A 25642-nucleotide genomic window follows, 5' to 3' on the forward strand; every position below is an offset into this window, starting at 1 on the left:
CGCGCGCCAGGGCAACGGCGGAGACCCGCGCGTTAGCAACATGGCCAAAACAAAGGGCAAGAAGGGCGGAAAATGTCCCCAGGCTACGCATTAATACGTAGCCAGTGCGCTTTGGATCATCGACATCGTCATCCCACCACAAGATCTGCGAACGCGATCTCCTTGTCTAACAGCGACAGAGTAGGTTATTCAACCAGACAGCGCGGTATGAATTCGAAATGACACCAATCTCGCAGGATCACAGAGCATCGAACGAACCTGCGCTCGCGCGTGCGGTATTCTTCGATCGGGACGGGGTGCTGATCGTCGACACCGGATATCTGTCGGAACCGAAGAATATGCTCTGGGTCAACGGCGCGCAGCGCGCGTTGGCCAGGCTTGCCGCATGCGGTTACCGGCTGTTCGTCGTGACCAACCAGTCGGGTGTGGCGCGGGGCTATTTCGAAGAAGCGGCGGTCTGGCGCATCCATGCCGCGATGCAGGCGGCCTTGCCCGCCGACGCACAGATCGACGACTTCGCCTATTGCCCGCATCATCCCCATGGCAGCGTGCCGCAATATGCGACCGCGTGCGATTGCCGAAAGCCGGCGCCCGGCATGCTGAACCGGCTGATTGCCCGCCATCGCATCGATCGCGCCGGCAGCTTCCTGATCGGAGACCGGGCCAGCGATCTGACGGCGGCCACCCGGGCGGGAATTGCCGGGTTTCTGTTTGCCGGCGACGATCTCGACTGCTTCGTCGCCCGGCTGCTGGCCAGCGAGTGACACCCGCAGATCCCGTCTTTTGGACCGACTGGCTGCGCCGGCAGGCGCTGCCGCTTTGGAACGATGCGGGACAGGATGAGAACGGCTTCGTCGAACGTCTTACGCTAGACGGCAAGCCGCAGCCCGACGTGCCGCGCCGGCTGATGGTACAGGCCCGGCAAATCCACGTGTTCGCGACCGCCGGGCGGCGCGGCTGGTTCCGGGGCGGCGACGATCTCGCCTGGCGCGTCGGCGAAACCATGATTGCCCGGTACTGGCAGGCCGACGGGCGGCCGGGCTGGGTTTCTGCCTGCACCCGGCAGGGCGACGTCTTCGACGGTCGTCGCGATCTCTACGCCCATGCCTTCGTTCTCCTGGCGCTGGCAGCGCTGATCCGGCTCAATCCCGCGCCGCGCCTCATTGCCCTGGTGCATCGGACGCTCGACTTCATGGATCGGGCGCTGGCGCACCCCGCAGGGGGCTATGCCGAGGCTTGGCCGGATACGGTCCTGCCACGGCGACAGAATCCGCACATGCATCTGCTCGAATCGCTGCTGGCGCTGCAGGAGACGGGGGCGTGCGGCGATCTCGCCCCGCGCATCGCCGCGATGATCGCGTTGTTCGATGGGTATTTTCTATCTACCGTCGACGACGTACTGACCGAGGAATTCGCCGCGAACTGGACGCCCGTGAACGCCGCCCGCGCCTTCGAACCGGGCCACCACTTCGAATGGATTTGGCTGCTCGAACGCACCACTGCGGTTACCGGTCTCGATACGGGCGACAGGGCGGCGCGACTCATGCGGCAAGGCTTGCGCGGAACTGTCGCCGATGGGCGGATCGTCGACCGGATGGGGCAGGACGGTGTGATCGCGGCAAGTTGCCGGCTATGGCCTGCGATGGAAGCGGCAAGGGTATTGCAGGATGCGACGCGCGACCTGGTCCTGGACGCGACATGGCACCGCTTCCTCGCCCCAGCGCATCCGGGCGGGTGGATAGATCATTTCGATCCAACGGGCGAACCCTTGGTCACCTACATTCCCGCCAGTTCGCTCTACCATATCTGCGCGGCGATGGACCATATCGGCTGATTGCCGACAAACCTCGTAACGTCGGACACCGCGTTCATATTGGAGGGGGGATGTGCCCGGCGCCGTCCACATGCAGGCTGAGGCTGGAATCGCTGTCGATCAAGCCAAATGCAGCCCTTTCAGATCGGGCGCGCCATTGCCGTCGCCCACCTGATGCGGGAGATGGGTCTGGCCGGCGTGATCCGCAGCGAGCCGTTGCGCAGCACCCGCAGCGACAAGGCCACGCCCGGCCCTCCCGAACGGAGGAACCGGCACTTCCGCGCGCCGACACCGACCATGCTCCGGGAATCGGACTTTACCTAGATCGCGACCTGGGCGGGGTTCGTCTACGCGCCATTCGTCATCGACACCTATGCGCGCCAGATCGTCGGCTGTCGGGCCAGCAGGACGACGCATGCCGGCTTCGTCCTGGATGCGCTTGGGCAGGCGCTGCATGGCGGACAAAGATACCACGCTGGCATGGGTCGACCGGTTCAATCATCGCCGGCCGCTCGAGCCCACCGGCAACGGCCTCCGGCAAACCCAGCGGAGGCTCATTGCGGCGGATCGCTCGACGAGGTGGCGTGCGCTGCTTCTATTTGCCTTTCCCGCTGGAAATGCACGGATTACCCGCGCGTCCACGATAGCGGATAAGCGCCGCGGGCTCGTCCGTCTGGACGATCGAGACTCCCGCACCGCAAAGTCGCCCCCATACTGCCTCCGGGTCGCGGAGCGCATCGAGGTCGCTGAAGCCGCCGAGGACAAAGCCGTCGAACAGCGTGTTGACCCACAGCCGTACCCCCAGCGCCCGCGTGCGCGCCGCAATCGGCGCCAGCCGCGCCTCGGCCAGATAGGGAAGCTCGATCGCTATCGGACGGCGCCTGCCCGCCATCTGTGCGTCGACGATCGCCGGCACATCGACCCCGCTGCCGTCGCCGCTGACCGGGATCACCGCGAAAGGCACCAGATCATAGGGAGAAATCGACGCCAGCGGCAACGATCCGGCACCGGCGAAGGTCTTGACCACCACGCCGTCCTGCAGGCCGGCACGCGCTACCTCTGCCACCACTTCGCCGTAGATCGCGTCCTTCACGTCCAGGTTGAGCAGAATGCGGTCCTTGGCATGGGCCAGCATCTCGGCCAGCGTCGGGACCGTCTGGCCGGTGAACGGCTGCGCGGCGCCGCCCATGTCCTGGCGCAGGTGCAGTGCCTTGATCTGGGCGAGCGTGAGGTCGCTCACCTTGCCATGGCCGTCGGTGGTGCGATCGACGGTCTCGTCATGCACCATCACCAGATAGCCGTCGCGGGTGCGGCGGACATCGGTCTCCATCACTTCGACGCCCAGCGCGACGCACTGGTCAAGCGCGGCAAAGGAGTTTTCCGGCGCCAGGCCGAGCCCGCTGTACGGGGCGGCGCGGTGGCAACCGCGATGGGCGACGACGATCAGCCCGCCCTTCGGGTCGCGAAGGCGACGCATCATTTCGGCGGTGTCCCCCGCCCGGGCGGGGAGCGGCAGCGCGGCGGCGGCAAGCGCCGCGAGCATCAGGCAGCGAAGCGATTTCATGGGCAATTCCGTAGCGAGGCAGATAAGCGGGGAAGCCCGGCGGCGGGCTTCCCCAAGGCGTGATTCAGCGGGAGGGAAAACCCCGCCTCACCATTTCTTGCTGACGATCAGCCGCACGTTGCGGCCGAACAGCGGGCGACCGAAGATCGCGGTGGGCGTCCCCTGTCCGGCCAGACGGTCGCCGGCGGTATTGCCTTCGGTCAGGCCGTGCGCGTTGGTGAGATTGTCGCCGGCCAGCTGGAAGCGCCAGTCGCCATGCTCCAGCATCGCACCGAGGCCGAAATAGCCATAGGCCGGCAGCGCCGTGTTGTTGAAGAAGTCGACATAGCGGCGTGTGATATAGTCGTAGCGACCATAGACGCTCAGCCGGTCCGACCCGAGATGGAAGTCCAGCGTCGGCCGGACGTTCAGGAACAGCTTCGGCTCGCGCAGGATCTGCTTGCCGTTGGCCTTGCTGCCATCGGCCCCGGTATTGCTGCTGAAGTTGAGGTATTTCGGATCCTGCACGGTGACCGATCCCGCCAGCGAGAACGGGCCGCCCAGCTGGATCTGGCCGTCCGCCTCGACGCCCTTGTTCTCGGCGGTGCCGACAAAGTTGACCGTCTGGTCGCTGCGCCCGGTCTGTGGGTTGAAGGCGGTGAAACTGGCGTTGAGCGGGTCGAACTTGGTGTAGAACCCCGTGACGTAGAGATAGGATCGGCCAAACGCCGCCTTGAGCCCCGCTTCGTACAGGCGCGCCTTTGTCGGGGCGAGCGACGGCGTGGGATAGGTCGTTGTGACAGAGGCGGTCGCCGGGATCTCCAGCCGTGAAGCACGGGCGTAAAGCCCAAGATGGCCGCTGAAGTCGTAGTTCGCCCCGAGCGTCCAGTTGGTGGCCTGGAAGTTGAGCTTGCTGGTGCCCACCGCCCCGGTGAACGCGCGAGTCGCATCGTCGGCCAGCGTGGTCGGGTCGCCGAGATTGGCGGCAGCGGTCAGCTGGCCGAAACCGTCATAGCGATACCATTCGTGGCGGATACCGGCATCGATGCGCAGGCGGCTGGTCACGTCCCAGGTGTCGGCACCATAGAGCGCGATCACCTTGGCATCGAACCCGCCGGCATTGAGCGAGGCGGCGTCGTTCAGCGAGCCGCGATCGGTGACATAGCCCTTCACCGATCCGTCCGCGCCGTAGGCGACCAGATCGAGCAAGCGGGGTTGCGACCGCACCTCCATCAGATAATTCTGGTAGACCGCAAAGGAGTTCACCCCCCAAAGTGCGGCATAGCTGCCGACGCGGATGTCATGGCTCCCCCAGCCCGTCTCGAACTTGCGCGTGATGCTGAGATCGCCCTGCCCCGAATAGAAATCGGCGCTGATCGAGCGATACTGCGCCTGCACCACCAACCCCGACGCGGTGCCGGGATCATAGACGGTCGCGCCGCCGGTGCCGGCCAGGGCATAGCCCATGCGGGTCACGCCAGCGCCGAACGCCGCCTGCGCCTTGCCCAGATAGCTGCTGGCGAAGGCCGTGCCGTCCGCCGGGTTCGAGGTGGAGTAGAGCGCGTCGAAATCGTTGCGGCCATTGGTGTAGCCGGCCTTGGCGGAAACATGCCAGGCGTCGAAATCGCCTTCATAATCGAGCGCGACATTGCCGAAGCGCATGTGGCGGCCGTTCGAAAGGTCGCCGGTGCGGCTCTCGATCGCGCCGGCACCGTCGCGATACTTGATCGTCGCCGCCCGCAGTGCCGGCGTGTTCAGCGTGCCCGTGAAATAGTCGATATAGTTGTTGAGGCTGATCGACGGGTTGCGCGGATCGGCGGTGGGGATCGACAAATAGAAGAGGTTATGGTCGTTGGTATATTGGCCGGAGATCTTCAGCGTACCATTGTCCAGCGTGCGCAGGATGTTGGCGCGGATCTGGCCGCCCTTGTCCGATGGGAAGCCATTGTCGCGATAGCCGTCATTGTAGCGATAGAAGCCGCCGACCGCGAAGGTGGTGCGCTTGCCGAGCGGACCGGACTGATAGCCCTCCAGCCGGTAGAGGCCCGTGGTGCCCAGCGTCACCTGCGCCGCCCCGTGCGGGGTCTGATCGCCGCTCACCGTGATGACGTTGACGATCGCCGCGGCACCCGAGGCATAGATAGGCGCCGGCCCACCGCGCACCACTTCGACCCTATCCGTCATCAGGTCCAAGCGGTTCATGCCGTCGCCCTGGTTGAAGAAGAAGCCGTCGAGCTCGTGGAACAGCGGCAGCCCGTCCTGCTGGTAGTAGAGATAGCCGCGATCGGTCGGGATGCCGCGCACGCGGGTGATGTTCTGCACCTCGCCGCCGGTCTGCTCGATATGGATGCCGGGTAGCGCGCCCACGAGCTCGGTCATGCTCTTCGGCGCCAGCTTGCGCACATCGTCCTGCGAGAGCGTGTTGACCGCGTAGGAGACGTCGAACCGGCGCTGGGCGCGTGCCGACCCGGTGACGACGATATCCTGCGGCTGCTCCGCCGAAGCATCCGGTGCAACCGGCTGAGCGGGCTGTGTCTGCGCCTGCGCCTGCGCCTGCGTCGCTGCCATCCAAAGGGCCGGTGCCGCAACACCTGCCAGCCAAAGTCGTTTCGTCATCTGCGTTCCCCGTTCTTGCCTGATGCGGGGCACGTGGCGCTGCTTCGTGACTCTTTTATTTGCTTACATGAAATTAAATAAGATCATCGCGGCGATGCGGTAATCGCATGGATGGGCGCCATGCCGGCGCCGATCGCCACTGCCCGGCTGCCGAGGGTTGAGGGCAGCATCGGCGGCACCGGCGCCTGATACCCGCGATGGCGCGGCGCGCTCAGTTGCTCGATGCGCGTCGCCAGTCTTTCCAATATGTTGCTCGGCAGGGCACCGGAGATGATGACGGCACCCGGATCCAGCCAGACGGCGCCGCCGATCACCGCCTGCTCCAACTGCCGCGCGACCCGCTCGATCCAGTCTGCGATCAAAGCTTCATGGGGTACGAGCAGCGCCGCGACGTCGGAAAGCGACTCGATAGCGACTCCTGCTCTGCGGAACGTATCGATCAGATCGACGCCCGAGGGACGGGGCGCGTCGCCGGGAAACAGCTTGCCGATCTCGCCGGCATTGCCGTGATCACCCCGAAACAGATCGCGGGCGGCGACAAGGCCGCCGCCGACGCCATGGCCCAGAAACAGTACGAGGATCGAACGATAGCGATCGATGATGCCGGGCTGGTAATATTCGGCGAGCGCGGCCGCCGTTGCATCATTCTCGATCCAGATCGGCATGTCGAGCACGTCGCCGAAGGTCTCGGCGAGCGGGATGTCGCTCCAGCCCGATAAGCGCTGCACCACCGCGCGGCGATTCAGGTCGCCGTCCAGCGCGTAGCCGGGCACGGCGACGCCCAGCCCGAGGAACCGGCCCCTGAGGAAGCCATGCTGCGACACAAGGGCCCGCAGTCGCGCGTCCAGGGTCCGGGCGAAGACGCGCGGATCGGGATCGTCGAAAGGCTGCGTGTCGTGCAGCAAGGGCTGCCCGCGGAAATCCACCACAACCAGTTCCAGCCAACCCGGCTGGACCGTGGCGCCGACCGACCAGCCCCCCCGGCCGGCGATCGTCAGCGGCACGCTGGGCCGGCCGCGCGATCCATGATCCTGCGCTTGCAGTTCGGTGACCAGATCCAGGGCGACAAGTTGCTGCGTCACACGCGTCATCGTCGCGCTGTTGGTATCGAGGGCAACTGCGAGATCGATTCGCGGGAGCGGACCTGCGATGCGCAGATGCAGCAGCACGCGCTTCTGCATCTCGGTCAGCATCAGTTGCGGTCGGGGCGCGGCGGGCATCGGCCTTCGATATATTTTCATCATGTCAAAAAAACGAAAAGGCCGCCGGGCTATCCGATGCCGATGGCTCCCGTATCCGCTTCCGGTTCCGCTTGCTCTGGCCCGGCCTCGTTGGCTGTGCAGATCGGGTACGCCAGCGGCAATCTCGGCAAAAGCATTCTCTGGGCCAGCTTCGAGAGCTTTCTGTTATTCTATCTGGTAGCCATCGCGGGCTTTTCCGCCTGGCTCGCTGGCGGCGTTCTTGCCGCCGCGATGATCTGGGACGGGCTTGCCGATCTCGCGGTCGCCTATGGGACCGACCGCCACGGCAAGGCCAACGCGCTCGCCCGGCTGGTGCTGGTGGGGGCGCCGCTGGGGGCGATCGGCTTCTGGCTCACCTTCGCGCCGGCGACCGGGCATGCATGGCCCGCTATCGTGGCGGCCATCCTGGTTTGCAGGCTCGGTTATACCTTGTGCGACATCGGCCACAACACGCTGCTCGTGCGCGTCGCCACGGGATCGCGCGCCGCATCGCTTGTCTCGGGTTTCCGGCTGATCTTCAGCTCGATCGGCGGCGCGCTGGTGGGCATCGCGGCGGCGCGATTGTTCGGCATGCGCGACGTCGCCGCCCAGCGCGAGGCTTTCGGTATCTGCGCAGCGATCGCCGGCGCACTGTACCTCGTTACGCTGCTGATCGCGGTGGGCGCCACGCGCCGCCTGCCCGCGCCCTCCCCCGTATCCGCCGCAGCCGCCGCGCCCGGAAAGACGGGACGCCATCTGTTGCGATCGCTGTGGCGCCAGCCGGGATATCGGCTGCTGCTGGGGCTGATCGCGGTGCAGGCAGGCCTGCTGCCCGCCTTCAACCGGGCGCTGCCCTTTTTCGGAACGGCGGTGCGAGGAGATCCGGCATGGGCTGGCTACGCGCTTGCGACGATCACGCTGGCGCAATCCCTGTCGCTGCCGCTCTGGATGGCGGCGTCGCGCCACGTCGGACCGGCACGATTGCTCGCCGCCGCGCACCTGCTGGCCTTGGTCGCGATGGCGAGCATGATCCTGCTGTCGTTCCTGCACGACGAGGGCTGGAGCAGGATGTCCCTCGTCCTGCTCGGCACGGCGCAGGCCGGCATGAACTTGGCCATCTGGGCGTTGCTGGCGCTCAGCATCCAGTCCCGATCGCCCGGCCAGATGCGACTGGAGGCGTTGCCGGTAGGCTTGTTTCTGGCGGTGTTGAAATGTGCATCCGGGCTGGGAAGCTCGGTAATCGCGGTGCTGGTGGGCAGCTTCCGAGGCTGGTCCTATGTCGCCGGGGGCGCGATCATTCTACCGATGATGGGGTGCTTGGCGATCCTCACCTTGCTTCGGCGCGATCCTGGCGCAAAACGGCCCCCTCCCGCCGCGCGCACGCGTATCTCCCAATGACCCGAGTGCCCATCGCTTTCCTGTCGGGTGCGCCATTTTTCAATGGCTCCTCTGGCTCGCACCTAGCACGGTATCTAGTATGACAATATCAGTCTAAATAATTGGATTTCTTTTCAGTATTCATACAATTCGATTCCCGGAACCGAACCTTCCAGAGTGCGTGGGCTTCTACGGTATCCGATCCACCCGAATCCGGATCGATCCTTTGGAGCCCTTGGCTCCTATCGACATGTTGGACGGTATCAGCACCGCGCCAGCGGAGGAGATGCCGTCATGCTCCGCAGTGGCCGGGTGCGCGGGTGCAGCAAGATACGTCCCTTGGGGAACAAATCCTTAATTGCGTAAGCTACGAGGATCGAAGCGGAAAACATGGCGTTCCCCCTTCCTAAGGAAAGGGGTGCTTCTTGTTCATCATGCACATCGCACTCGGGGGCTGCCTCAAGGCCCCGCCGGTCGCCTACGGGCTGACCGCGGATACCGGCGGGCATATCGCCTACATTCTTGAAGCCGCAGGGCATCAAGCCCGGCAGCCTGGGGTAGCCGAGGTTTCGATCGTAACGCGTGCTTTCACCGACGAAGCTATCGGGGATGGTTATGCCGTCGCGCGTGAAGCGGTGGCACCGCGCTTGGTGATCGAACGCATCACCACCGGCTGCACGGCCTATTTGGAAAAAGAGGCACTCGCCGCGAACCTGCCCGCGTTTATTGACGCCTTTTGCGGCCACCTGGACCGTCTGCCGCGCCGGCCGGACGTCCTGCACGCGCATTTTGCCGACGCCGCCGCCGTGGCGATCGCGGTCGAGCGGCGCTTCGGCATCCCCTTCGTCTACACGCCGCATGCACTGGGCATCGACAAGCGCCGGCAGGGCATCCAGTGCGAAGGTCTTGAAGCGCGCATCGCCGCCGAACGCACTGCGCTCGAAGCCGCCGGGGCCGTGATTGTCTCGACACAGGAAGAAGTGACGCGGCAGATCGGCGGCTATGGAGTCCCGCTGAACGACCGTGTCCATTGCATCGCACCCGGCGTCCCCAGCCATGCCATGACCGGAAGCCCCGCCACGCTGGTCGACCGGCTGCGCGCCTGGCTGGCCGATCCGTCGCGTCCCATCATCCTCGCCGTGGCACGGCCAGTAGCGAAGAAGAATCTTGCGGCGCTGGTGCGGGCTTATGCCGCGTCCCCGACGCTGCAAGCCCGCGCCAATCTGGTCATACTTGCAGGGCAGCACGAGCTCGCTTCCGGTGAGGAACGGGCGGTTCTGGACGAATTGCGCGCGCTGGCGGCGGGGCCCGCCCTCGCCGGTCGCATCGCGCTGCCGCCACGCCATGACGGGGCCGATGTCGCAGCGCTATATGCACGCGCCGCAAAGGGTGGCGTGTTCGTCAACCCGGCCCTTCACGAGCCGTTCGGCCTGACGCTGCTAGAGGCCGCCGATGCCGGGGTCCCGGTGGTCGCTACGCAAAATGGCGGCCCGGCGGAGATCATCGCCGACATCGGCCACGGCGTACTCGTCGATCCGCGCAACACGAGCGCCATCGGCGAGGCGATCGCACACATCCTCGACGATCCGGAACGTCACGCCGCGCTGTCCTCCGCTGGACGCCGGGGTGTGGAGCGCTACCGCTGGGACGCCTACGCCGCCGAATCCCTGCGCTTGTATCGCAATCTTGCCACCCCGCAGGTGCTGGCATGCGATATCGACAACACGCTGACGGGATGCAGTGACGGCGCCTCGGCGTTCACCGCCTGGCGCGATGCCCGCATTCTTCCCTTCCTGGTCGCCACGGGCCGCAGTCTCGACTCGGCGCAGCACATCCTGGCCGCATGGAAACTCCCCGCCCCCGACGCCCTGATCGTCGACGTGGGCACGCGGCTGATGCTCGCGGGAACCGATGGCAGGTGGCAGGAATGTCCCCGCTTCGCGCAAAGTCTCGACGAAGGCTGGGATCGGGACGCCGTCGCGCGGACGCTCCTACCGCTGGGCATCCAGCCCCAGCCGCCGGAAACCGCGGGTCCGCACAAGCTGAGCTTCTTCGGCGATGCCGCCGACACGGATAGGATCCGCGAGGCGCTGGCCCGCGCCGGCTTGCGTGCCAAGGTGATCTTTTCGCATGGCCACCTGATCGACGTCATCGCCCCGATGGGCGGCAAGGCAAGCGCGATCGCAGCCTATGCCAGGCAATCGGGCTGGTCGCTGGCGCAGGTCGTCGCGGCCGGCGACAGCGGCAACGACCGCGACATGCTCACCGCCTGCGGCCATGCCATCGTCGTCGGCAATGCCGGGGAAGAACTGGCGGATCTCCCCGCCCGCCCGGGCCTGCACCGCGTCTCCGCCGCCCATGCACACGGCGTCCTGGAGGGGTTGGCGCAGTTGGGGCTGGCGACGCCCGCAGCACCGATCGCGGTAGCGGCATGACTCGCCCTTTCGGCTATTTCGTCCACCACCAGGGCCGCGGCCATGCCGAGCGCTGTGCGGCGATTGTCCACGCGCTCCCGACCGATCGACCGTTGACGCTGTTTTGCGCGCGCGACGACATCTTCCCGGCGCTGCCGTCGCACGTGGAAATCCGGCGCATCCCCTCGCTGTTTGAACCGAGCGGTGCCGAACAGGGCTCTATGGACTGGGTGCCCACCCCCCGGACGTTGCACTGCGCGCCTCTCGGCTGGCCCGGTATCCGCGCAGCGATGGCGACCATCAGCGGCTGGTTCGATGCTGCGGACCCGGCCTTGATGATCTGCGATGTCTCGGCCGAAATCGCGCAGCTGGCGCGCATCTGCTCGGTACCGCACGTGAAGGTGCTGCAACATGGCAACCGCACCGATCCCGGTCACCAAGCGGCCTATGACGGCGCCGCGGGCCTGCTGGCGCCCTTCCATGCCGATCTCGCGCAGCCGGATTGGGACGCATCGATGCGCCGACGCACCTGCTTCGCGGGCGGTCTGGGCGTGGACACGCGCGTGCGGGAGCGCGAAGTGGCGCGCCAGCGCATCGGCGTCGCGTCCGACGAGGAGATGATCCTGGTGTTGTCGGGCGGCGGCGGCGGCGGCTTCGTCCAGGCGCCGCTGGGCGTCGGCGCCCGCGCCCGCCCCTCCGCACGCTGGATCACGATCGGCACCGTCCAGCGCGAGTGGCATGCCACCGAGCCCGCGAATATCGAACATCGCGGCTGGGTCGACAATGCCGCAGACCATATCGCCGCGGCGGATCTCGTGATCGCCTCGACCGGTAACACGACCTGCCAGCAGATCCTCGCTGCCGCGCGCCCCTGGTTGGCGATACCGGAATGGCGCTATTTCGATGAGCAGCATCGCAAGGCAGATTGCCTGGAGGCGGCCGGCGTCGCCACCGTTCGCCCGCACCTGCCGTCGTCCGCGCACGACTGGACCGCCGCGATCGCGGAGACCTTGGCGGGGCACGCGCCCGCCCGGCAACGCGCGATGATCGAGGATATGCCCGCCGACAAGGTTGCCCTGTGGCTGGAGGCCCTCGCCGATCGGCTCTGGACGCCAGCCTGCAACCCTCCTCCCGCCTCCAGCATGGAAGCACGAACGCTATGACGAAGATTTCCGTCGTTACCCTCGCCAAAGGCCGCGCCGAACACCTTGCAAATGTGGTGCGCGGATTGGCGCGACAGACGCTGCCGCCCGCCGAACTGATCGTCGCTGTGATGCAGGACGCGCTGTACGAGCTTCCCGAGGCGCCCTTCCCGATCCGCCAGATGCGCATCGTCGCGGACGCGCTGCCGCTCGCTGCCGCCCGCAATGCGGCCGCGCAGGCGGCGAGTGGCGAAACGCTGGTGTTTCTCGACATCGACTGCATCCCCGCCCCCGATTTGCTGGCCGACTATTCGCGCTTCGCCGCCGAATTTGACGGGCTGCTGATGGGCGAAGTGATGTATCTGCCGGGCGGCGCTACCGCCGGGGACTGGTCCTATGAGGCGTTCGCAGCGGTCGCCCAGCGCCATTCGGATCGCCGCGGGCCGCCGGCCCAGGGGCTCGAGGTGTGTGCCGATTATCGGTGCTTCTGGTCGCTCAACTTCGCCATGCGCCGCGCGACCTTCCTTGCCGCAGGCGGCTTTGACGAGCGCTATGTCGGCTATGGCGGGGAAGACACCGATTTCGGCAAAACGCTGGACCAGGCCGGCATACCGATTGCCTGGATCAAGGGCGGGCTCGCCTATCACCAATATCACCCGCACCACATGCCGCCGGTGCACCATATCGACAGCGTCGTCCGCAATGCCGAACTGTTCGAGCGCAAATGGGGATACCGCACCATGGGGCATTGGCTGCACGCGTTCCGCCTGATGGGCCTGGTCGACGATACCGCCGGCCGGCCGATCCGCATCCTGCGCCGCCCGGCCGAGGCGGACCTGGCGCTGACGGGGCAGCAGAGTCACCAGCCTTATGCCAATACGGCGCAGGTGATCCGCGTCCTGGAAGCGAACGCCGCGCAGACGCCGGGTACGGTCGCCGCGTGAGGATCGCGATCCTCGCACATGTCCGCCAGCGCATCGCCGAGCCCTTTGCCGGGGGCATGGAATCGCTTTGCTGGTACCTCACCGCGGGACTGCAGGCGCGAGGCCATGACGTCGTGCTCTTTGCGGCGGGCGACAGCGATCCGCGCTTCACGATCGATCCGGTGCTCGCCGAACATTATGAGCGCACCTTCCCCTGGGCCGAGCATCGCGGCTCCGCCCCGCTGATCGCGCATCTCGATGCGGGCTATGCGCAGGCATGCGATCGCATCGCCGGCGGCGGATTCGATGTCGTCCACAATAACAGCCTCCACCGCTTTCCGCTGGAATCCCGGCGCACCGCGGTCACGCCGACGGTCACCTCGCTCCACGTGCCGCCCTATGACGCGTTGCACTGGTTCGTTGCATCAAGTCCGGCCCCGCGGCATCGCCTGACCGTCACCTCGGCCCGGCAACTCGCGGCGTGGTGGCCGCAGGGCGCGCCTCCCGAAGCATCCGTGCTTCACAACGGCATCGATCCCGCGCGCTGGCCATTCGTGGATCGGGGGGACGGCACCGCAGTCTGGTGCGGGCGGATCACGCCCAACAAGGGGACGCACCTGGCGGCACAGGCCGCGATCCGAGCCGGAATCCCACTGACGCTGTTCGGCGCGATCGAGGACCCGGATTATTGGGCCGCGGAGGTCGCGCCGTTGATCGGAGGCCAGGTGCGGTATGGCGGCCATCTGAAGGGCGCCGCGCTCGCGTCGGAATTGGGCCGCGCGTCCGTCTTTCTATTCACCCCCTGCTGGGACGAACCCTTCGGCCTTGTCGCGGTGGAGGCGATGTCGTGCGGGCTCCCGGTCGCCGCATTCGACATGGGCGCGGCGCGCGAAGTGGTCGGCGAGGCCGGAGCGTTTGCGTCTTGCGGGAATGTCGCGGAGCTTGCCGACGCCATCGATACGGCATCGACCATCCCGCGCACTGCCGCACGGGATCGCGTGCTGCGCCTGTTCACGCACGAACGCTGGCTCGCCCGCTGCGAAAGCCTCTATGCCGAGGTGCAGATGCAGGATAGCGAGGCACTGCACGCGGTATGACCGATGTCGTCACGGCGCAACAGGCGCTGCTGCAATCCCGTTATCGCGCGCATATCGGCCCAAGCGACGCCTATGCGCTGGTCGATTTCCCCGATCACGCCAATGTCGGGGACAGCGCGATCTGGCTGGGCGAATGCCGGATGCTGCGTGCGATCACGGGCCGCGCCCCGGACTATATCTCGACCTGGCACGACTTCGATCCGCTGGCCTTTCGGCAGGCCTGTCCCAGCGGGACATTGTTCCTGCACGGCGGTGGAAACCTCGGCGATCTCTGGCCGCATCACCAGCAGTTCCGCGAAGCGCTGCTTGGCGCCGTTCGCGACCGGCCTGTGGTGCAATTGCCGCAGTCGATCCATTTCACGGACGATGGCGCGCTGTCGCGCTTCGCCGAACGCGTCGCATGCCATCCGGATTTCACGCTGCACGTGCGCGACCGGGAAAGCCTCGCGATCGCGGCGGCGCATTTCGCCTGCCAAGTCCACCTGACGCCGGATTCGGCATTTGCGCTGGGTCCGCAGCCACGCGGGCCGGACGACACGCCGATACTGGCCCTGATGCGCACCGATATCGAGCGCAAGGCCGTCCGCGATACGTCGCTTTCCGGGGCAACGATCGTCGATTGGCTGGAGGATGATGCCGATCTGCCGCAAGGCACGGATAGCGCGGCGCGGGAGGCGCAGGCGCGCGCCCGCGTCGCCCGCGGCCTGAGGCTGCTGTCGCGCGGCACCATCATTGCTACCGATCGTCTGCACGGCCACATCCTTGCGACCCTGCTCGGCATCCCGCACACCGTGTTCGACAACAGTTATGGCAAGCTGGGAGCCTATATCCGCGCCTGGACCGCGACGTCCCCGCTGGTGCGGCGGGCCGACGACAGGGCAGCACCGGCGGCGGCGCCGGTCGCATCATGAGCGATCCTGTCGCGATCAGCCTATTGGTTTGCACGCGGAACCGTGCCGGCGCGCTGCCTGGCTTGCTGGGGTCGATCCACCGCGCGGCCACGCGCCATCCGAACATTTCGATCGAGGTCGTAATCGTCGATAATGGCTCGTCGGATGCGACGCCATCGTTGCTGGCGGCCTGGTGCGCGGCGCAGCCTTTCCCCGTGCTGTTGCTCCGCGAGGAGCGCCCTGGCCTCGCGCATGCCCGCAACTGCGGCCTAGCCGCGGTGCGCGGCGCAATCGTTGCAATGACGGATGACGATTGCGTCCTTCACGACCATTATTTCGAAGCCCTATCCACCTGCTTCTCCGAATTCCCGGGGCCCGTAATCATCGGCGGCCGCATCCTGCTGGGCAACCCGGCGGACCTGCCCGTTACGATCAAGCTGGAGGATCATCCGATGGTGGCCGATCCTGCCGCGTTCCCCGGTGGCTTTGCCATGGGCGCAAATCTCGCGTTCACGCGATGCGTGCTGGACAGGATCGGCAGCTTCGATGCGCGTTTCGGGGCGGGCGCGCCCTTCATCGCAGCGGAAGACACCGATTTCCTGTTTCGCGCCCTGGGGCGGGGCATCGCGCTGCGATATGACCCGCGTTTCGCGGTAGATCACCATCATGGCCGCCGGACCGTCGCAGAGGCGACGCGCCTACTCGCCGGGTACAGCTATGGAGACGGGGCGCTCTATGCCAAGCACCTCCTCTCCGACAGGCGTATCCTTGCCGCACTTTTTGCGGACATCGGCGATCTGGTGCGGGACTTTCAAGGGCCACGCACGGTGCATGGCGGCATTCGGTACTTTTATTGCTTTCGCCTCAAACACAAGATCCGGGGCATCTTGGCGTTCGTGACAAGGCATCTTCAAATGCGGGTGTCTCGATCTCCAAACCAGACAAATGTCCCTTCGGCGGCGACCGACACCGCCAAGGGCAATGCTTGTTCGGTCACGCCCCTATCCGACCGGCGGATCGAGCGCGTTTACCAGACGCGTCGACGACGCGCGCGCTAAGTGCTTTGCCGGACCGGCGATATACTGGTGGTTTTCGCCGGGATGCGCAGTGACCCGGCAAACCGCGTCGAACAAATCTGTCGAAGGACGGCCGGAAGATAGGTAATAGTGCTTTTCCGTTCTCGGCAACGCCTCGCAAGAATAGCACCGTAGAACCACCTAGTATGACATAAACCCATTTTACGCCTACCATCTTTAACTCCGGCGAAACTCGCGGGAGATAATTAAATGGCCGTCCAAAAACTTGCTTACATTCGCTCTGGGGCATCGGCGCTGGCGATCCTATGCGCGTGTGCCACAACCACGGTGCAAGCGCAGGATGGTCCTTCCCCCCAGACTGCGTGGGAGGCGAGCCGGACGGTCGATGACAACGCCTCGATCTCCACCGGCGTCGCCAAGGCGCGCGATCCGCTGAACAGCGCCACCTCGACCAGCGCATTCAAGGAGCGCGACATTTCCGCGCTGGCGCCGATCTCACTCGCCGATCTGCTGCGCAACGTGCCCGGCATCCGCGCCGAGGCCGGCACCGGCGTCGCCAACAACAGCTATACCGTGCGCGGCCTGCCGCTGGTGAATGCTGGCGCCAAATATCTGCAGCTGCAGGAAGATGGCCTTCCCGTCCTCGAATTCGGGGACTTCTTCGTGGCGCCGTCCGATATCTTCCTGCGCGCCGACCTGAACGTCGCGCAGATCGAATCCATCCGCGGCGGGTCGTCTTCGACCTTCGCGTCCAACGCCCCTGGTGGCGTCGTGAACCTCGTCTCGAAAACCGGCGAGGTCGAGGGTGGCTCGGTCCAGGCTTCGAGCGGCATCGACTACAAGACCCATCGCCTCGATGCCGATTATGGCGGCCAGCTCGGCGGCGGCTGGCGTTTCCACATCGGCGGCTTCTATCGCCAGGGTGAGGGTCCGCGCCACACCGGCTACGACGCCCTCCAGGGCGGTCAGGTAAAGCTGAACGTTACCCGCCAGTTCGCCAACGGTTATATCCGCTTCAACGCCAAGCTGCTCGACGACCGCTTTCCCTATTATTACACCTATCCGGTGGCGGTAAGCGGCACGAACGAAAAACCCAGCTTCCGCAATGTCGCCAATTTCGATATCAGTTCGGACACGGCCCAGTCGCGCTACATCTCGACGCGCGTCGCACCCGGCTTCGCCGGCGCGATTTCGAATACCAATATGCAGGACGATATGCGCGCCAAGGCCAAGGCCCTCGGCTTCGAGGCGCAGTTTACCTTGGCCGGATGGACGCTCGCCGAGCGCTTCCGTTATGCCGACAACAGCGGCGTGCTCAACCAGGTCGTACCCCTGTCGGTAGCTCCGGCTGCAGATCTCGCGTCGCAGTTCACCGGCCAGCCCGGCAATGTGCTGACCTATGCCACCGGCCCTGCCAAGGGCAGCCAGCTGAACCCAGCGACGGTCAACGGCAACGGTCTGCTGATGGCGACCGGTTTCTACCGCGCGGGCATCGACAGCATGCGCAACATTACCAATGATTTCCGTGCAAGCCGCGCCTGGAACCTTGGGGGCAGCACGCTGACGACCACCTTCGGCGTGTACAAGGCGCTGCAGGACCTGAATACTTCCGAAGGCATGACGTCGGTATTCCAGGACGTGGTCGGCGGCGGCAAGTCGGCGCTGGTCGATGTGCGGCGGGCCAACGGCACGCTGATAACCCAGAACGGGGTGGTGGACTATGGCTTCCTCGGCCAGCCCGGCATCGCCCGCAACGCCGATGTGCGCTATGACATCACCGCGCCCTACGCGTCTTTCAACTTGCAAAAGGGCCGGTTCGCACTGGGCGGCTCGCTCCGCTATGATACGGGCAGCGTACGCGGCACCGCCTTCGCCGATCAGAGCACCCGGGCCCAAGACATGAACGGCGACGGGCAGATCGACCTGGACGGGCCCGAAGCGGCGGTGCCCTTCATTGATCCGGCGACGCGCTGGCCGGTACACTACAACTATCACTATGTTTCCTATTCGGCCGGCCTCAACTATCGTGTGGCGGAGGCTCTGTCCGTATTCGCGCGCTATAGCCGCGGCGCACGCGCCGGCGCCGACAGCATCCTGTTCTCTCCAGCGCTCGACCGCGCGACCGGTGGGCTTGCCGACAGCAGCGCTGCCTATGACCCGGTGCGCCAGGTGGAGGGCGGATTCAAATACCGGAACGGCGGCGTGATCGTGAACGTCACCGCCTTCCACGCCCTGACGCGAGAGACCAATTCACAGATCTACAACGACGCCAATGGCAACCAGGTCTATGGCGTGGTCCAGCGCTCCTACCGCACCTATGGCGCGGAGCTGGAATCCCGGGTGCGCAAGGGGCCGTTCAGCGTGAGCGGCAACCTGACCCTGTCGGGCGGCAAGATCACCGCGGCGAACGATCCGGCAGTAGTTGGCAAGAAGCCGCGCCACCAGGCGGCGGCGATCTATAGCCTTACCCCGCAGTTCGAGAAGGATCTGGTCACGGTTGGCGTCAACATCGCCGGCCAAACCTCGAGCTACTCGCAGGACGTGAACCAGCTGAAGATGCCCAGCTTCACCACCGTCGGCGCCTTTGTGCAGGTGCGGCCCATCGAGCGCCTGTCGCTGGCGCTCAACGCCAGCAACCTGTTCAATACCGTGGCATTTGTCGACATCGGCGATGCGACGATCCCAAGCTATGGCGTGGTGCTTGGCCGCACGCTGCCCGGTCGCATGCTGACCGCTTCGGCGCGGGTATTCTTCTAAGGATCCGAGGTCGCCGGCCACGCTGGCGACCTCGAACCCCAGTGCCGATGGGCCGCAGGGAACTTGGCCCAGCCGCAACGCACCCTCATGCAATCAGTAAGCCCCGATCCTGGGCAAGCGCCGGCGCCGCGCTAGCGCCGGTCGCCGCAAGGCAAAGCGCTGCGCTGATCTTTCGCATCATCTCTTCCTTCACGTCCAAGACCATTCATGGGCCTGGGTCACTTACGCTGGAGGCATTCGTCCCGACGCTGTTTGGTGCATGGCGGATAGGTCTTCCGCGGCGCCGGCGGGGGAAAGGCTTGGGACGGAGTCAGGGTCTGCGCCACAAAGTCGATTTTCGTGGCAGGCGTCACGGGACCGTCGATGGCGGGAGATGCCGGCGCGTAGCCCCCCGGTGACTCGACCGCGCGGAAGCCGTTCGTATCGGTAAAGCTGCGGTCCTGCGCGACCGTCTGCGCGCTCGCCTGGCCGGCGACGCTCAAGAGAATGGCCGCCGAAGCAGCGAAAATCGTACGGATCATTGTCTACTCCTTCAGTTGCTCCATTGGAGCGGTTTTCGATCTGCGGGGGGAGGTTGGAGCGGCTGCGGCGCGGCCGCCCCAGGCCGGGGTCAGAAGCGCAGACCAACGCCAGCGAGGATCTGGTTGCGGTGCACGTCGGCCGAATAGTGCGAGTAGCGATACTCCCCCGAAAGGTAGACGGCGGGGGTAATCGCATATTCGGCGCCGACGCCGAGACGATATCCATCCCGGTCCGCCGCACGATCGACGTTGCCGGCGAACGCATCCTCCAACCGCGTGGAGAAACGCGCGTTGCTGTAGCCGAACTTGCCGTAAACCAGCACCTTGGGGTTTACGACGTACCCCAGGCGGCCCCCGATATAGAGGTCACGGTCGGACCGCTCGCACCGCCGCGCACCAGCACCCGCCGCCGCATCCGGGCGACATTCCGACTGCGTCGAGTCGGCGACCTCGACCTCCGGCCCAACGCGCAGATTGCCGCGCGCAAGGTCGTAGCCCAGCGTGGCGCCGTATACGAAGCCGTCCCCGGCAACCCGGTGACCGCCGCCGACGCGGCCCCAGCCGGCTTCCAGGCCGACATGCGCACCAGCAAATGGCACCTTGTCCTGCGCCATAGCCGACGTCGCCGTTACTCCCGCAGCCGAAGCTGCGAGAATAGCAATCAGATTTTTCATGACGTTCTCCCATTTATTCGCGTCATTGCCTTGACACACAAAATATATTGGAGATTCTCGGAACATTTTTAGAATACCAAGGTCTTATAAACCTTCGTATGATCTTGCACCAAGAGCGCCATATCACCTTTCCATACGCCGCCCCAGCCACAGCACTCTATCTTATTCTCCGCCCAGATTTCCGACCACCCCACAGACTCTGGATGGATGCGATTGTCAGGGCAGCCATGGGATCGGAGCGCGCCGGGAACCAGCCGTATTCGATGTTGGGCGCCAACGCGACAAAAGCTGCCAGACGACCAAACCGCCGAACAATCTGGCCCAGTCGCGCGCGACGAGGCCGGCTCACCGCCAGCTGCTCCGGAACGAGGCACCGCCAGCCTGGCGTCGCCACTCCCCGCATGAGAGAGTCTTCGAGCGCCAAGATCCTACGGTCCGCAGCGTTGGCCCGGGCGAGCGGCACTGCAGCCGCGTTGGCGCTTGCACGTGACGTCCCGTCCCTTCCTGGACTTGCGATGGGGCAATCTACCAGCCCCGCTTTGCCTGCACCTCGCGAAAGCGGGATTCGCTTTGCGGCTTGATCAACACCAGCGAAACTTGGGGCACATGGTGCTTGACGCGGCCTTCGACAGCGATCACCGCCCGCTCTATCTCTTCCGTCGTCAGATCCGCTCGAAACGCCACGCTGATCGAAACCAAAAGGTGCTCGGGTCCTATCCGGACCGAAAAAAGCCCATTCGCGGCGCGCACCTCCGGCACCTCTGCGGTGGCACGCAACACGCTCTGCTCGATCTCCGGGGACGCCGACGCGCCGATGATCAGGCTGCGACTTTCATTGGCAAGGAGCAGTGCCGTCGCGGCCATCATCGAGGCAATCGCCAGCGATGCCACGCCGTCGGCAGCGGGAAAGCCGAAACGAACGCTCATCACCATGCCAAGCGCGGCGACGACGATCCCGGCTAACGAGGCAAAGCTTGTAAAGAGCACCGTCATTGTTGCCCCATCGCGCGAACGCTTGAGGTAACGGAACAGGTTGTGATCGCTTGAGGCGCGAACGACCTTTCGACACGTGATGACGGCAAAGCCGCTATCGATCAGGAAGGACAGGAGCAACACCAGGAAGCTCGTCGAAGTCGGTCCCAAAGGCTGGGGCGACACATATTGATGCCACCCCTCTCGGAACGCGAAGCCTGCACCGACCGCCAGGATGAGCATCGCAGCGACGAGATTCCAGAAGAAGGCCGCGCGCCCATAGCCGAACTGGAAATCCCGGTTGGCCGGCCGCCTCGCAGCGGCAAGCCCGTAAAGCAGGATCACCTCAGTCAGCGCATCAAGGACACTGTGCACACCCTCGGCGAACAGCGCGCTTCCCCCACTCTCCCGCGCGGCGGAGAATTTGAGCAACGCGATGATGACATCGGCACACAAGCCCAGCAGCACGATCGACATGCTGGGAGACACGCGGCGAAACCGCGCCAGGGTTGGCAGCTCTTGCGTGATGAACGGCACGACAAGCCTTTCGACGAGTTTGCCTGCGCTATACCTGCCCTGCCCGCCCAGATGTCAGCATACTAGTGTTTAGTCTGGCGGGTGCCGCGCCCGTCCGGGGAAATGTGCAGGACAGGCTGCCCGTATTCACACCAAAGTCTGAATATACTTTCGTATCTCTCATCGGACCTTTGTGCTTCCCCAAATTCCTCGTTGCCATTCGGCTTTGGGAATTTGGAGGTCACATGGAGATTGCATCCTCATTCGCTGCAGTAACTATCGACGCAGCGGCGCGGGCCATCGCCGGGGCCCGATTCAAGCTCCCGTCAAGCGACCACGGCATTGCCGGTTCACCGGTAAATCGCGCGGAACATCACGTCGCTTGTCTCAGCCCTTGGCCTTTTCCTTGAGCACACATGGAGGCCGCCAATGAACGCACAATATCTGACCAGAACGACTACCGTCCTGCTGCTCGCGGGAAGCGCTCTCGCGCTCTCCGCATGCGCCGACCAGCTGCACCCCGCGCCGGGTGCAACGCTCGCCCCGCACGGCGGCGCCACGTCCAGCGCAGCAGGTGTGAACATCGTTACCATGACGCCGGACTTCCCGGGCATCGTTGACATCGAGAGCGCAGTCACGCCGATCAAGGTCAAGATCACCAACAATGGCGCCCAACCCATTCGGGTTCGATACGCCGACTTCAAGCTCGATGCGACCGACGGCACCAGCTATGCGGCGCTGCCGCTGTACAAGATCGACAGCTCGGTGGCGAAGGCGCTCCCCCTCGGCCCCTACTACCCGATCACCGATCCGGGCTTCCGCTGGAGCCGGTTCCGCGTCGCACCCTATTATGCCGGCCTCTACCCGGGCATGCCCTGGTATCGGGGTGCCTTTTATGGCCAACCCTATGGCTGGGGCTATTATGATACGGCGTTCGCGGACGTCCAGCTGCCCACGCCCGAGATGCGCCGAAACGTACTGCCCGAGGGCATTCTCGATCCAGGCGGCTCACTGGAGGGCTGGCTTTATTTCCAGCACGTGCCGTCTTCGAAGAAGAGCGTCGACTTCGACGCCACGATCCATTCGGAACGAGGCGCAGCCATCGGCGACCTGTCGATCCCGTACACCTTCAAGTCCTGAGTTGAGTCGCGAGGAGTCAATCGCATGGTAGAAGGCAAGATGAAGCTGGTGCGTCGAAGCGCGCACTACTGGTACGTCACGTCCCTGCAGGGCGCGCTGCTGATCCTCGTTGGTTTCACGACCCTGCTGTATCCATTCGCGAGCACCTTTGCGCTCGGCCTCTATTTCGGCTGCGCGATGATCGCCTTCGGCGTGCTCTCGACAATCAACAACCTCGGCGCGGCACGGAATCGGGGGCACTCGCTCGATCTTTTCATCGGTGGCATCTCGATCGCTGCCGGGCTGCTGGCCCTCCTGGATCCATTCGCGGGCGCCTTCAGTCTCCTTTGGGCACTCGGGCTATGGCTCGCGATCGGCGGCATCCTGAAACTGATGACGGCGTTCCGCACCCCCACCGAACGCCTCCCGCTCATCCTTACCGGCGTGGTCGACCTGATGGCCGCCCTTGTCCTTGCGAGAGAATCGGAAGCGCTAGGGGTTTCGCTTCTGAGTCTGTTGATTGCGGTGAGTCTGGTAACGGGGGGACTGGCCTCCATCCGCATCTCCGCCCGACTGCGGCGTCTGAATCGCAGGTTCGATAGGCTAGGTCCCGCATGAAACACACGCGGCGGCTTCGTCTACCGAAGGTATCACAGCCGGTCAGCGACACCTGGCGGCGGCATGGCGACGAGGACCATGCCGCCGCCTACAACAACGCGGCGGCACAGTTGCAGATCAAGATCTTCGGAATGGGTGGATCAAGCTCTGCAAGGGTTTCCCGCATCGCCAGCGCACAATGCATGCAGACGTGACCAATCCCCACCTTCTCGCCTTCGTCCGGAAGTAAGGCCGGCAGCCGAACATCCGCGGAGGATGGCATGACGCGCCCTCCTCCGCGACATTCTCGGGTGCCTAGCTACCGCTGTATCGGCCGACATTCGGATCGCGAACGCCAAGCTGTTCTGCCATGCGGACCAGATCTGCGAAGGAAGGGGCCGCCATCTTGCGCATGACCTGGCCCCGATGAATCTTCACCGTCACTTCGCTTATTCCCAGCCGCGCTGCGATCTGCTTGTTCATCAGCCCGGCAACGACCAGTGCCATCACCTCGCGCTCACGCGCGCTGAGCTGGCCATGGCGCACCATGATTTCCGCGACCTCGGCCGCATTCGCCATTTGGCGGCGGTCTGCCTCCAACGCGCTTGCGACTGCCGCCAGCAGCTGCTCGGCCTCGAAAGGCTTGGGAAGAAAGTCGATAGCGCCTGCGCGCATTGCCCGAACGGTCATGGGGATGTCGCCATGGCCGGTCATGAGAACGACGGGCGTGCTGTCGCCGCGGGCGCAAAGCATCTCCTGGAAATCCAGGCCATTTTCACCGGAAAGCTGGATGTCCAGCAGCAAGCAGACAGGCCCTGCCGCTCTCGGATCCGCAGCGTACTCGGCGGTACTAGCATACAAGCGTACCAGATGGCCCTCGGTCCGTAAAAGACTGTCGAGCGTTTGCCGCAGTTGAAGGTCATCGTCGATGATGCTCACGGTAGCTTTCATGTCGCTCTCACGAACCGAAATCCAGGACACGGCCCGCGCGCCCGACCGCGAAGCATCTTTCGGTGAAAGCGGCGCGCGCGCCCTCCAATCCTGACATTGCCCTGACGACCATGACTTCTCCCGAACGCGGCATAGCTTCGTCCGTGCTTCACCTGTCATCGGGGAGCGGCGCCATCATACAGATGTTTAGCGTCCGCTCGGACAGCGCGGATTGAGACGGGCGGGGCACGCGCCCGCAGCCTGGAATCAACGGCATGTCAGGCGCCGTAACACTCAAGGGTGATTGCGCGGATCCGGCGCCTTTGGTGAAATCCTAGTAGATACAGGGAAGGACTTGCGATGCGGGCGGTGCATGCCTCGAACCAGATGAACGCGGTACGCGACCCGAAGAGCCTCGCCATGGCGCGAGAAGACGAACCTGTCGTGATCATCATCGACGACGATGCGGCGGTGCGCATCATGCTGGACAGCCTGTTGCGGTCAGTTGGATTCGCGACGCGGTGCTATGGCAGCCCGCAAGAAGCACTGGATGCGCCGGCTCCGGACGTACCCAGCTGCGTCGTCCTCGACGTCCGCATGCCGCAGATGAGCGGCTTTGAACTGCGCGAGCGGCTGGCGGAGCGCGGATGGAGCATTCCGATCATCTTCATGACCGGGCATGGCGACATCCCGATGTCAGTACAAGCGATGAAGCAGGGCGCCATCGACTTCCTGCCGAAGCCCTTTCGCGATCAGGACATGATCGACGCCGTTGCGGCAGCGATCGGCCGCGCCAGAGAGCATTGGGGCCGTCGCGAGCAGCACGCCGTGCTTCAGCAGCGCTGGCAAAAGCTCACGCCGCGCGAACGCGAGGTCTTGCAGGGTGTGACGCGCGGCCTGCTCAACAAGCAGATCGCCGCCGAGCTGGGACTAGCCGAGATCACCGTCAAGCTCCACCGGGCAAGCATGTTCCGCAAGATGGGCGTTCGCACCGTGCCGGATCTCGTCCGCTCCTGGACCGCGCTGCAGAGCCGCGCCCTCGACTCGTAAGACCTGTTGGCAAGGCCCGGCCGGTGGGGCGTGACAGTTTCCGGCGAGATATCGGGAGGATCCCTTGCAGAATACGGTCATTGCCATCATCGATGATGACAGATTGGTATTGGAGGCGCTCGGCAGTCTCCTGCGGTCGTTCGGATACGCCGTGTCGCTGTTCTCTACCGCCACCGCGTTCCGGAAGGCCGAACGGGCGCAGATCGCATGCATTCTCTCCGATTATCAGATGCCCGATATGTCCGGCATCGAGCTCGCCTGCAAGCTGCGCGAGGACGGCGATCGCACGCCAATCGTCATGATGACGGCGTTCGCCCAAGACAGCACCAGGGAGCAGGCCATGGCTGCAGGGATCGTCGAGGTACTGGAGAAACCATTGGAGGGCGAGATCTTGCTGGCCGCAATCGCGCGCGCTTTGGTCACCCGCTAGCGCC

23 protein-coding genes are annotated in these 25642 nt (G+C 65.0%); 16 read left to right on the forward strand and 7 right to left on the reverse strand.

Annotated features, from left to right (window positions below):
• Window positions 1-218 precede the first annotated feature (218 nt).
• The 3 genes from A7X12_RS22340 to A7X12_RS26835 all read left to right on the forward strand — a co-directional run bounded on the left by A7X12_RS22340 (window position 219) and on the right by A7X12_RS26835 (window position 2137).
• Window positions 219-764, forward strand: coding sequence for a D-glycero-alpha-D-manno-heptose-1,7-bisphosphate 7-phosphatase (locus A7X12_RS22340; RefSeq protein WP_064313665.1), 546 nt, complete (start codon window positions 219-221; stop codon window positions 762-764).
• The gene (locus A7X12_RS22345; protein ID WP_064313666.1) at window positions 761-1834 is read left to right on the forward strand and encodes an AGE family epimerase/isomerase; all 1074 of its coding nucleotides are present in this window, start codon (window positions 761-763) and stop codon (window positions 1832-1834) included. Before A7X12_RS22340 ends, A7X12_RS22345 begins: the two co-directional genes overlap by 4 nt.
• A gap of 108 nt (window positions 1835-1942) precedes the next feature.
• Window positions 1943-2137 (forward strand): hypothetical protein, encoded by a 195-nt coding sequence (locus tag A7X12_RS26835; protein WP_084445934.1) that lies wholly within the window; start codon window positions 1943-1945, stop codon window positions 2135-2137.
• Window positions 2138-2408: 271 nt separating this feature from the next.
• On the opposite strand, the gene A7X12_RS22355 is transcribed toward A7X12_RS26835, so the two are convergent.
• From A7X12_RS22355 to A7X12_RS22365, 3 genes are all read right to left on the reverse strand, one after another.
• On the reverse strand, window positions 2409-3377 hold the full coding sequence (locus tag A7X12_RS22355; RefSeq protein WP_064313667.1) for a glycerophosphodiester phosphodiesterase family protein: 969 nt from the start codon (window positions 3375-3377) through the stop codon (window positions 2409-2411).
• A gap of 87 nt (window positions 3378-3464) precedes the next feature.
• Window positions 3465-5972: a TonB-dependent receptor gene (locus A7X12_RS22360; RefSeq protein ID WP_064313668.1), complete on the reverse strand. Its 2508-nt coding sequence runs from the start codon at window positions 5970-5972 to the stop codon at window positions 3465-3467.
• An 83-nt stretch (window positions 5973-6055) separates the two neighbouring features.
• Window positions 6056-7192 (reverse strand): ROK family transcriptional regulator, encoded by a 1137-nt coding sequence (locus tag A7X12_RS22365; RefSeq protein ID WP_232318652.1) that lies wholly within the window; start codon window positions 7190-7192, stop codon window positions 6056-6058.
• Between the two features lie 117 nt (window positions 7193-7309).
• On the opposite strand from A7X12_RS22365, the gene A7X12_RS22370 reads away from it, so the two are divergent.
• The 8 genes from A7X12_RS22370 to A7X12_RS22405 all read left to right on the forward strand — a co-directional run bounded on the left by A7X12_RS22370 (window position 7310) and on the right by A7X12_RS22405 (window position 18829).
• Window positions 7310-8590 carry an MFS transporter gene (locus A7X12_RS22370; RefSeq protein ID WP_198162149.1) on the forward strand — a complete coding sequence of 427 codons (1281 nt, stop codon included), beginning with the start codon at window positions 7310-7312 and terminating at the stop codon, window positions 8588-8590.
• A 413-nt stretch (window positions 8591-9003) separates the two neighbouring features.
• Window positions 9004-11004 carry an HAD family hydrolase gene (locus A7X12_RS22375; protein WP_232318660.1) on the forward strand — a complete coding sequence of 667 codons (2001 nt, stop codon included), beginning with the start codon at window positions 9004-9006 and terminating at the stop codon, window positions 11002-11004.
• Entirely contained in the window at window positions 11001-12146 is a 1146-nt protein-coding gene (locus A7X12_RS22380; protein ID WP_064313670.1) for a glycosyltransferase, read from the forward strand. Before A7X12_RS22375 ends, A7X12_RS22380 begins: the two co-directional genes overlap by 4 nt.
• A complete protein-coding gene (locus tag A7X12_RS22385) occupies window positions 12143-13069 on the forward strand; it encodes a galactosyltransferase-related protein (protein WP_064313671.1) in 927 nt (308 codons plus the stop codon). The genes A7X12_RS22380 and A7X12_RS22385 overlap by 4 nt, the downstream gene beginning before the upstream one ends.
• Window positions 13066-14145 carry a glycosyltransferase gene (locus A7X12_RS22390; protein ID WP_064313672.1) on the forward strand — a complete coding sequence of 360 codons (1080 nt, stop codon included), beginning with the start codon at window positions 13066-13068 and terminating at the stop codon, window positions 14143-14145. Before A7X12_RS22385 ends, A7X12_RS22390 begins: the two co-directional genes overlap by 4 nt.
• A complete protein-coding gene (locus A7X12_RS22395; protein ID WP_064313673.1) occupies window positions 14142-15056 on the forward strand; it encodes a polysaccharide pyruvyl transferase family protein in 915 nt (304 codons plus the stop codon). The genes A7X12_RS22390 and A7X12_RS22395 overlap by 4 nt, the downstream gene beginning before the upstream one ends.
• Window positions 15053-16093 carry a glycosyltransferase family 2 protein gene (locus A7X12_RS22400; RefSeq protein WP_084445942.1) on the forward strand — a complete coding sequence of 347 codons (1041 nt, stop codon included), beginning with the start codon at window positions 15053-15055 and terminating at the stop codon, window positions 16091-16093. The genes A7X12_RS22395 and A7X12_RS22400 overlap by 4 nt, the downstream gene beginning before the upstream one ends.
• 228 nt (window positions 16094-16321) lie before the next feature.
• Window positions 16322-18829, forward strand: coding sequence for a TonB-dependent receptor domain-containing protein (locus tag A7X12_RS22405; RefSeq protein ID WP_064313675.1), 2508 nt, complete (start codon window positions 16322-16324; stop codon window positions 18827-18829).
• A gap of 218 nt (window positions 18830-19047) precedes the next feature.
• Here the strand turns inward: A7X12_RS22405 and A7X12_RS22410 are convergent, their stop codons facing one another.
• The 3 genes from A7X12_RS22410 to A7X12_RS22420 all read right to left on the reverse strand — a co-directional run bounded on the left by A7X12_RS22410 (window position 19048) and on the right by A7X12_RS22420 (window position 21533).
• Complete coding sequence (locus A7X12_RS22410; protein WP_064313676.1) at window positions 19048-19350, reverse strand: hypothetical protein; 303 nt, start codon at window positions 19348-19350, stop codon at window positions 19048-19050.
• A gap of 89 nt (window positions 19351-19439) precedes the next feature.
• A complete protein-coding gene (locus A7X12_RS22415; protein ID WP_064313677.1) occupies window positions 19440-20024 on the reverse strand; it encodes an outer membrane protein in 585 nt (194 codons plus the stop codon).
• Window positions 20025-20549: 525 nt separating this feature from the next.
• Entirely contained in the window at window positions 20550-21533 is a 984-nt protein-coding gene (locus tag A7X12_RS22420; protein ID WP_232318653.1) for a cation diffusion facilitator family transporter, read from the reverse strand.
• A gap of 408 nt (window positions 21534-21941) precedes the next feature.
• Between A7X12_RS22420 and A7X12_RS22425 the strand changes: the two genes are divergently transcribed.
• From A7X12_RS22425 to A7X12_RS22435, 3 genes are read left to right on the forward strand one after another with little or no spacing between them, the layout of a single operon-like run.
• Window positions 21942-22652 carry a hypothetical protein gene (locus A7X12_RS22425; RefSeq protein ID WP_064313679.1) on the forward strand — a complete coding sequence of 237 codons (711 nt, stop codon included), beginning with the start codon at window positions 21942-21944 and terminating at the stop codon, window positions 22650-22652.
• A gap of 24 nt (window positions 22653-22676) precedes the next feature.
• Window positions 22677-23249 carry an HdeD family acid-resistance protein gene (locus A7X12_RS22430; protein WP_064313680.1) on the forward strand — a complete coding sequence of 191 codons (573 nt, stop codon included), beginning with the start codon at window positions 22677-22679 and terminating at the stop codon, window positions 23247-23249.
• Complete coding sequence (locus A7X12_RS22435) at window positions 23246-23443, forward strand: hypothetical protein (protein ID WP_064313681.1); 198 nt, start codon at window positions 23246-23248, stop codon at window positions 23441-23443. The genes A7X12_RS22430 and A7X12_RS22435 overlap by 4 nt, the downstream gene beginning before the upstream one ends.
• A gap of 100 nt (window positions 23444-23543) precedes the next feature.
• Here A7X12_RS22435 and A7X12_RS22440 read toward each other — a convergent pair whose 3' ends face one another.
• A complete protein-coding gene (locus A7X12_RS22440; protein ID WP_064313682.1) occupies window positions 23544-24179 on the reverse strand; it encodes a response regulator transcription factor in 636 nt (211 codons plus the stop codon).
• Window positions 24180-24518: 339 nt separating this feature from the next.
• Between A7X12_RS22440 and A7X12_RS22445 the strand changes: the two genes are divergently transcribed.
• Window positions 24519-25208: a response regulator transcription factor gene (locus A7X12_RS22445; protein WP_332308575.1), complete on the forward strand. Its 690-nt coding sequence runs from the start codon at window positions 24519-24521 to the stop codon at window positions 25206-25208.
• A 64-nt stretch (window positions 25209-25272) separates the two neighbouring features.
• On the forward strand, window positions 25273-25638 hold the full coding sequence (locus tag A7X12_RS22450; RefSeq protein ID WP_064313683.1) for a response regulator: 366 nt from the start codon (window positions 25273-25275) through the stop codon (window positions 25636-25638).
• Window positions 25639-25642 lie beyond the last annotated feature (4 nt).

Origin of the sequence: Sphingomonas sp. TDK1, from assembly GCF_001650735.1 — a bacterium.
Lineage (GTDB): Bacteria > Pseudomonadota > Alphaproteobacteria > Sphingomonadales > Sphingomonadaceae > Sphingomonas.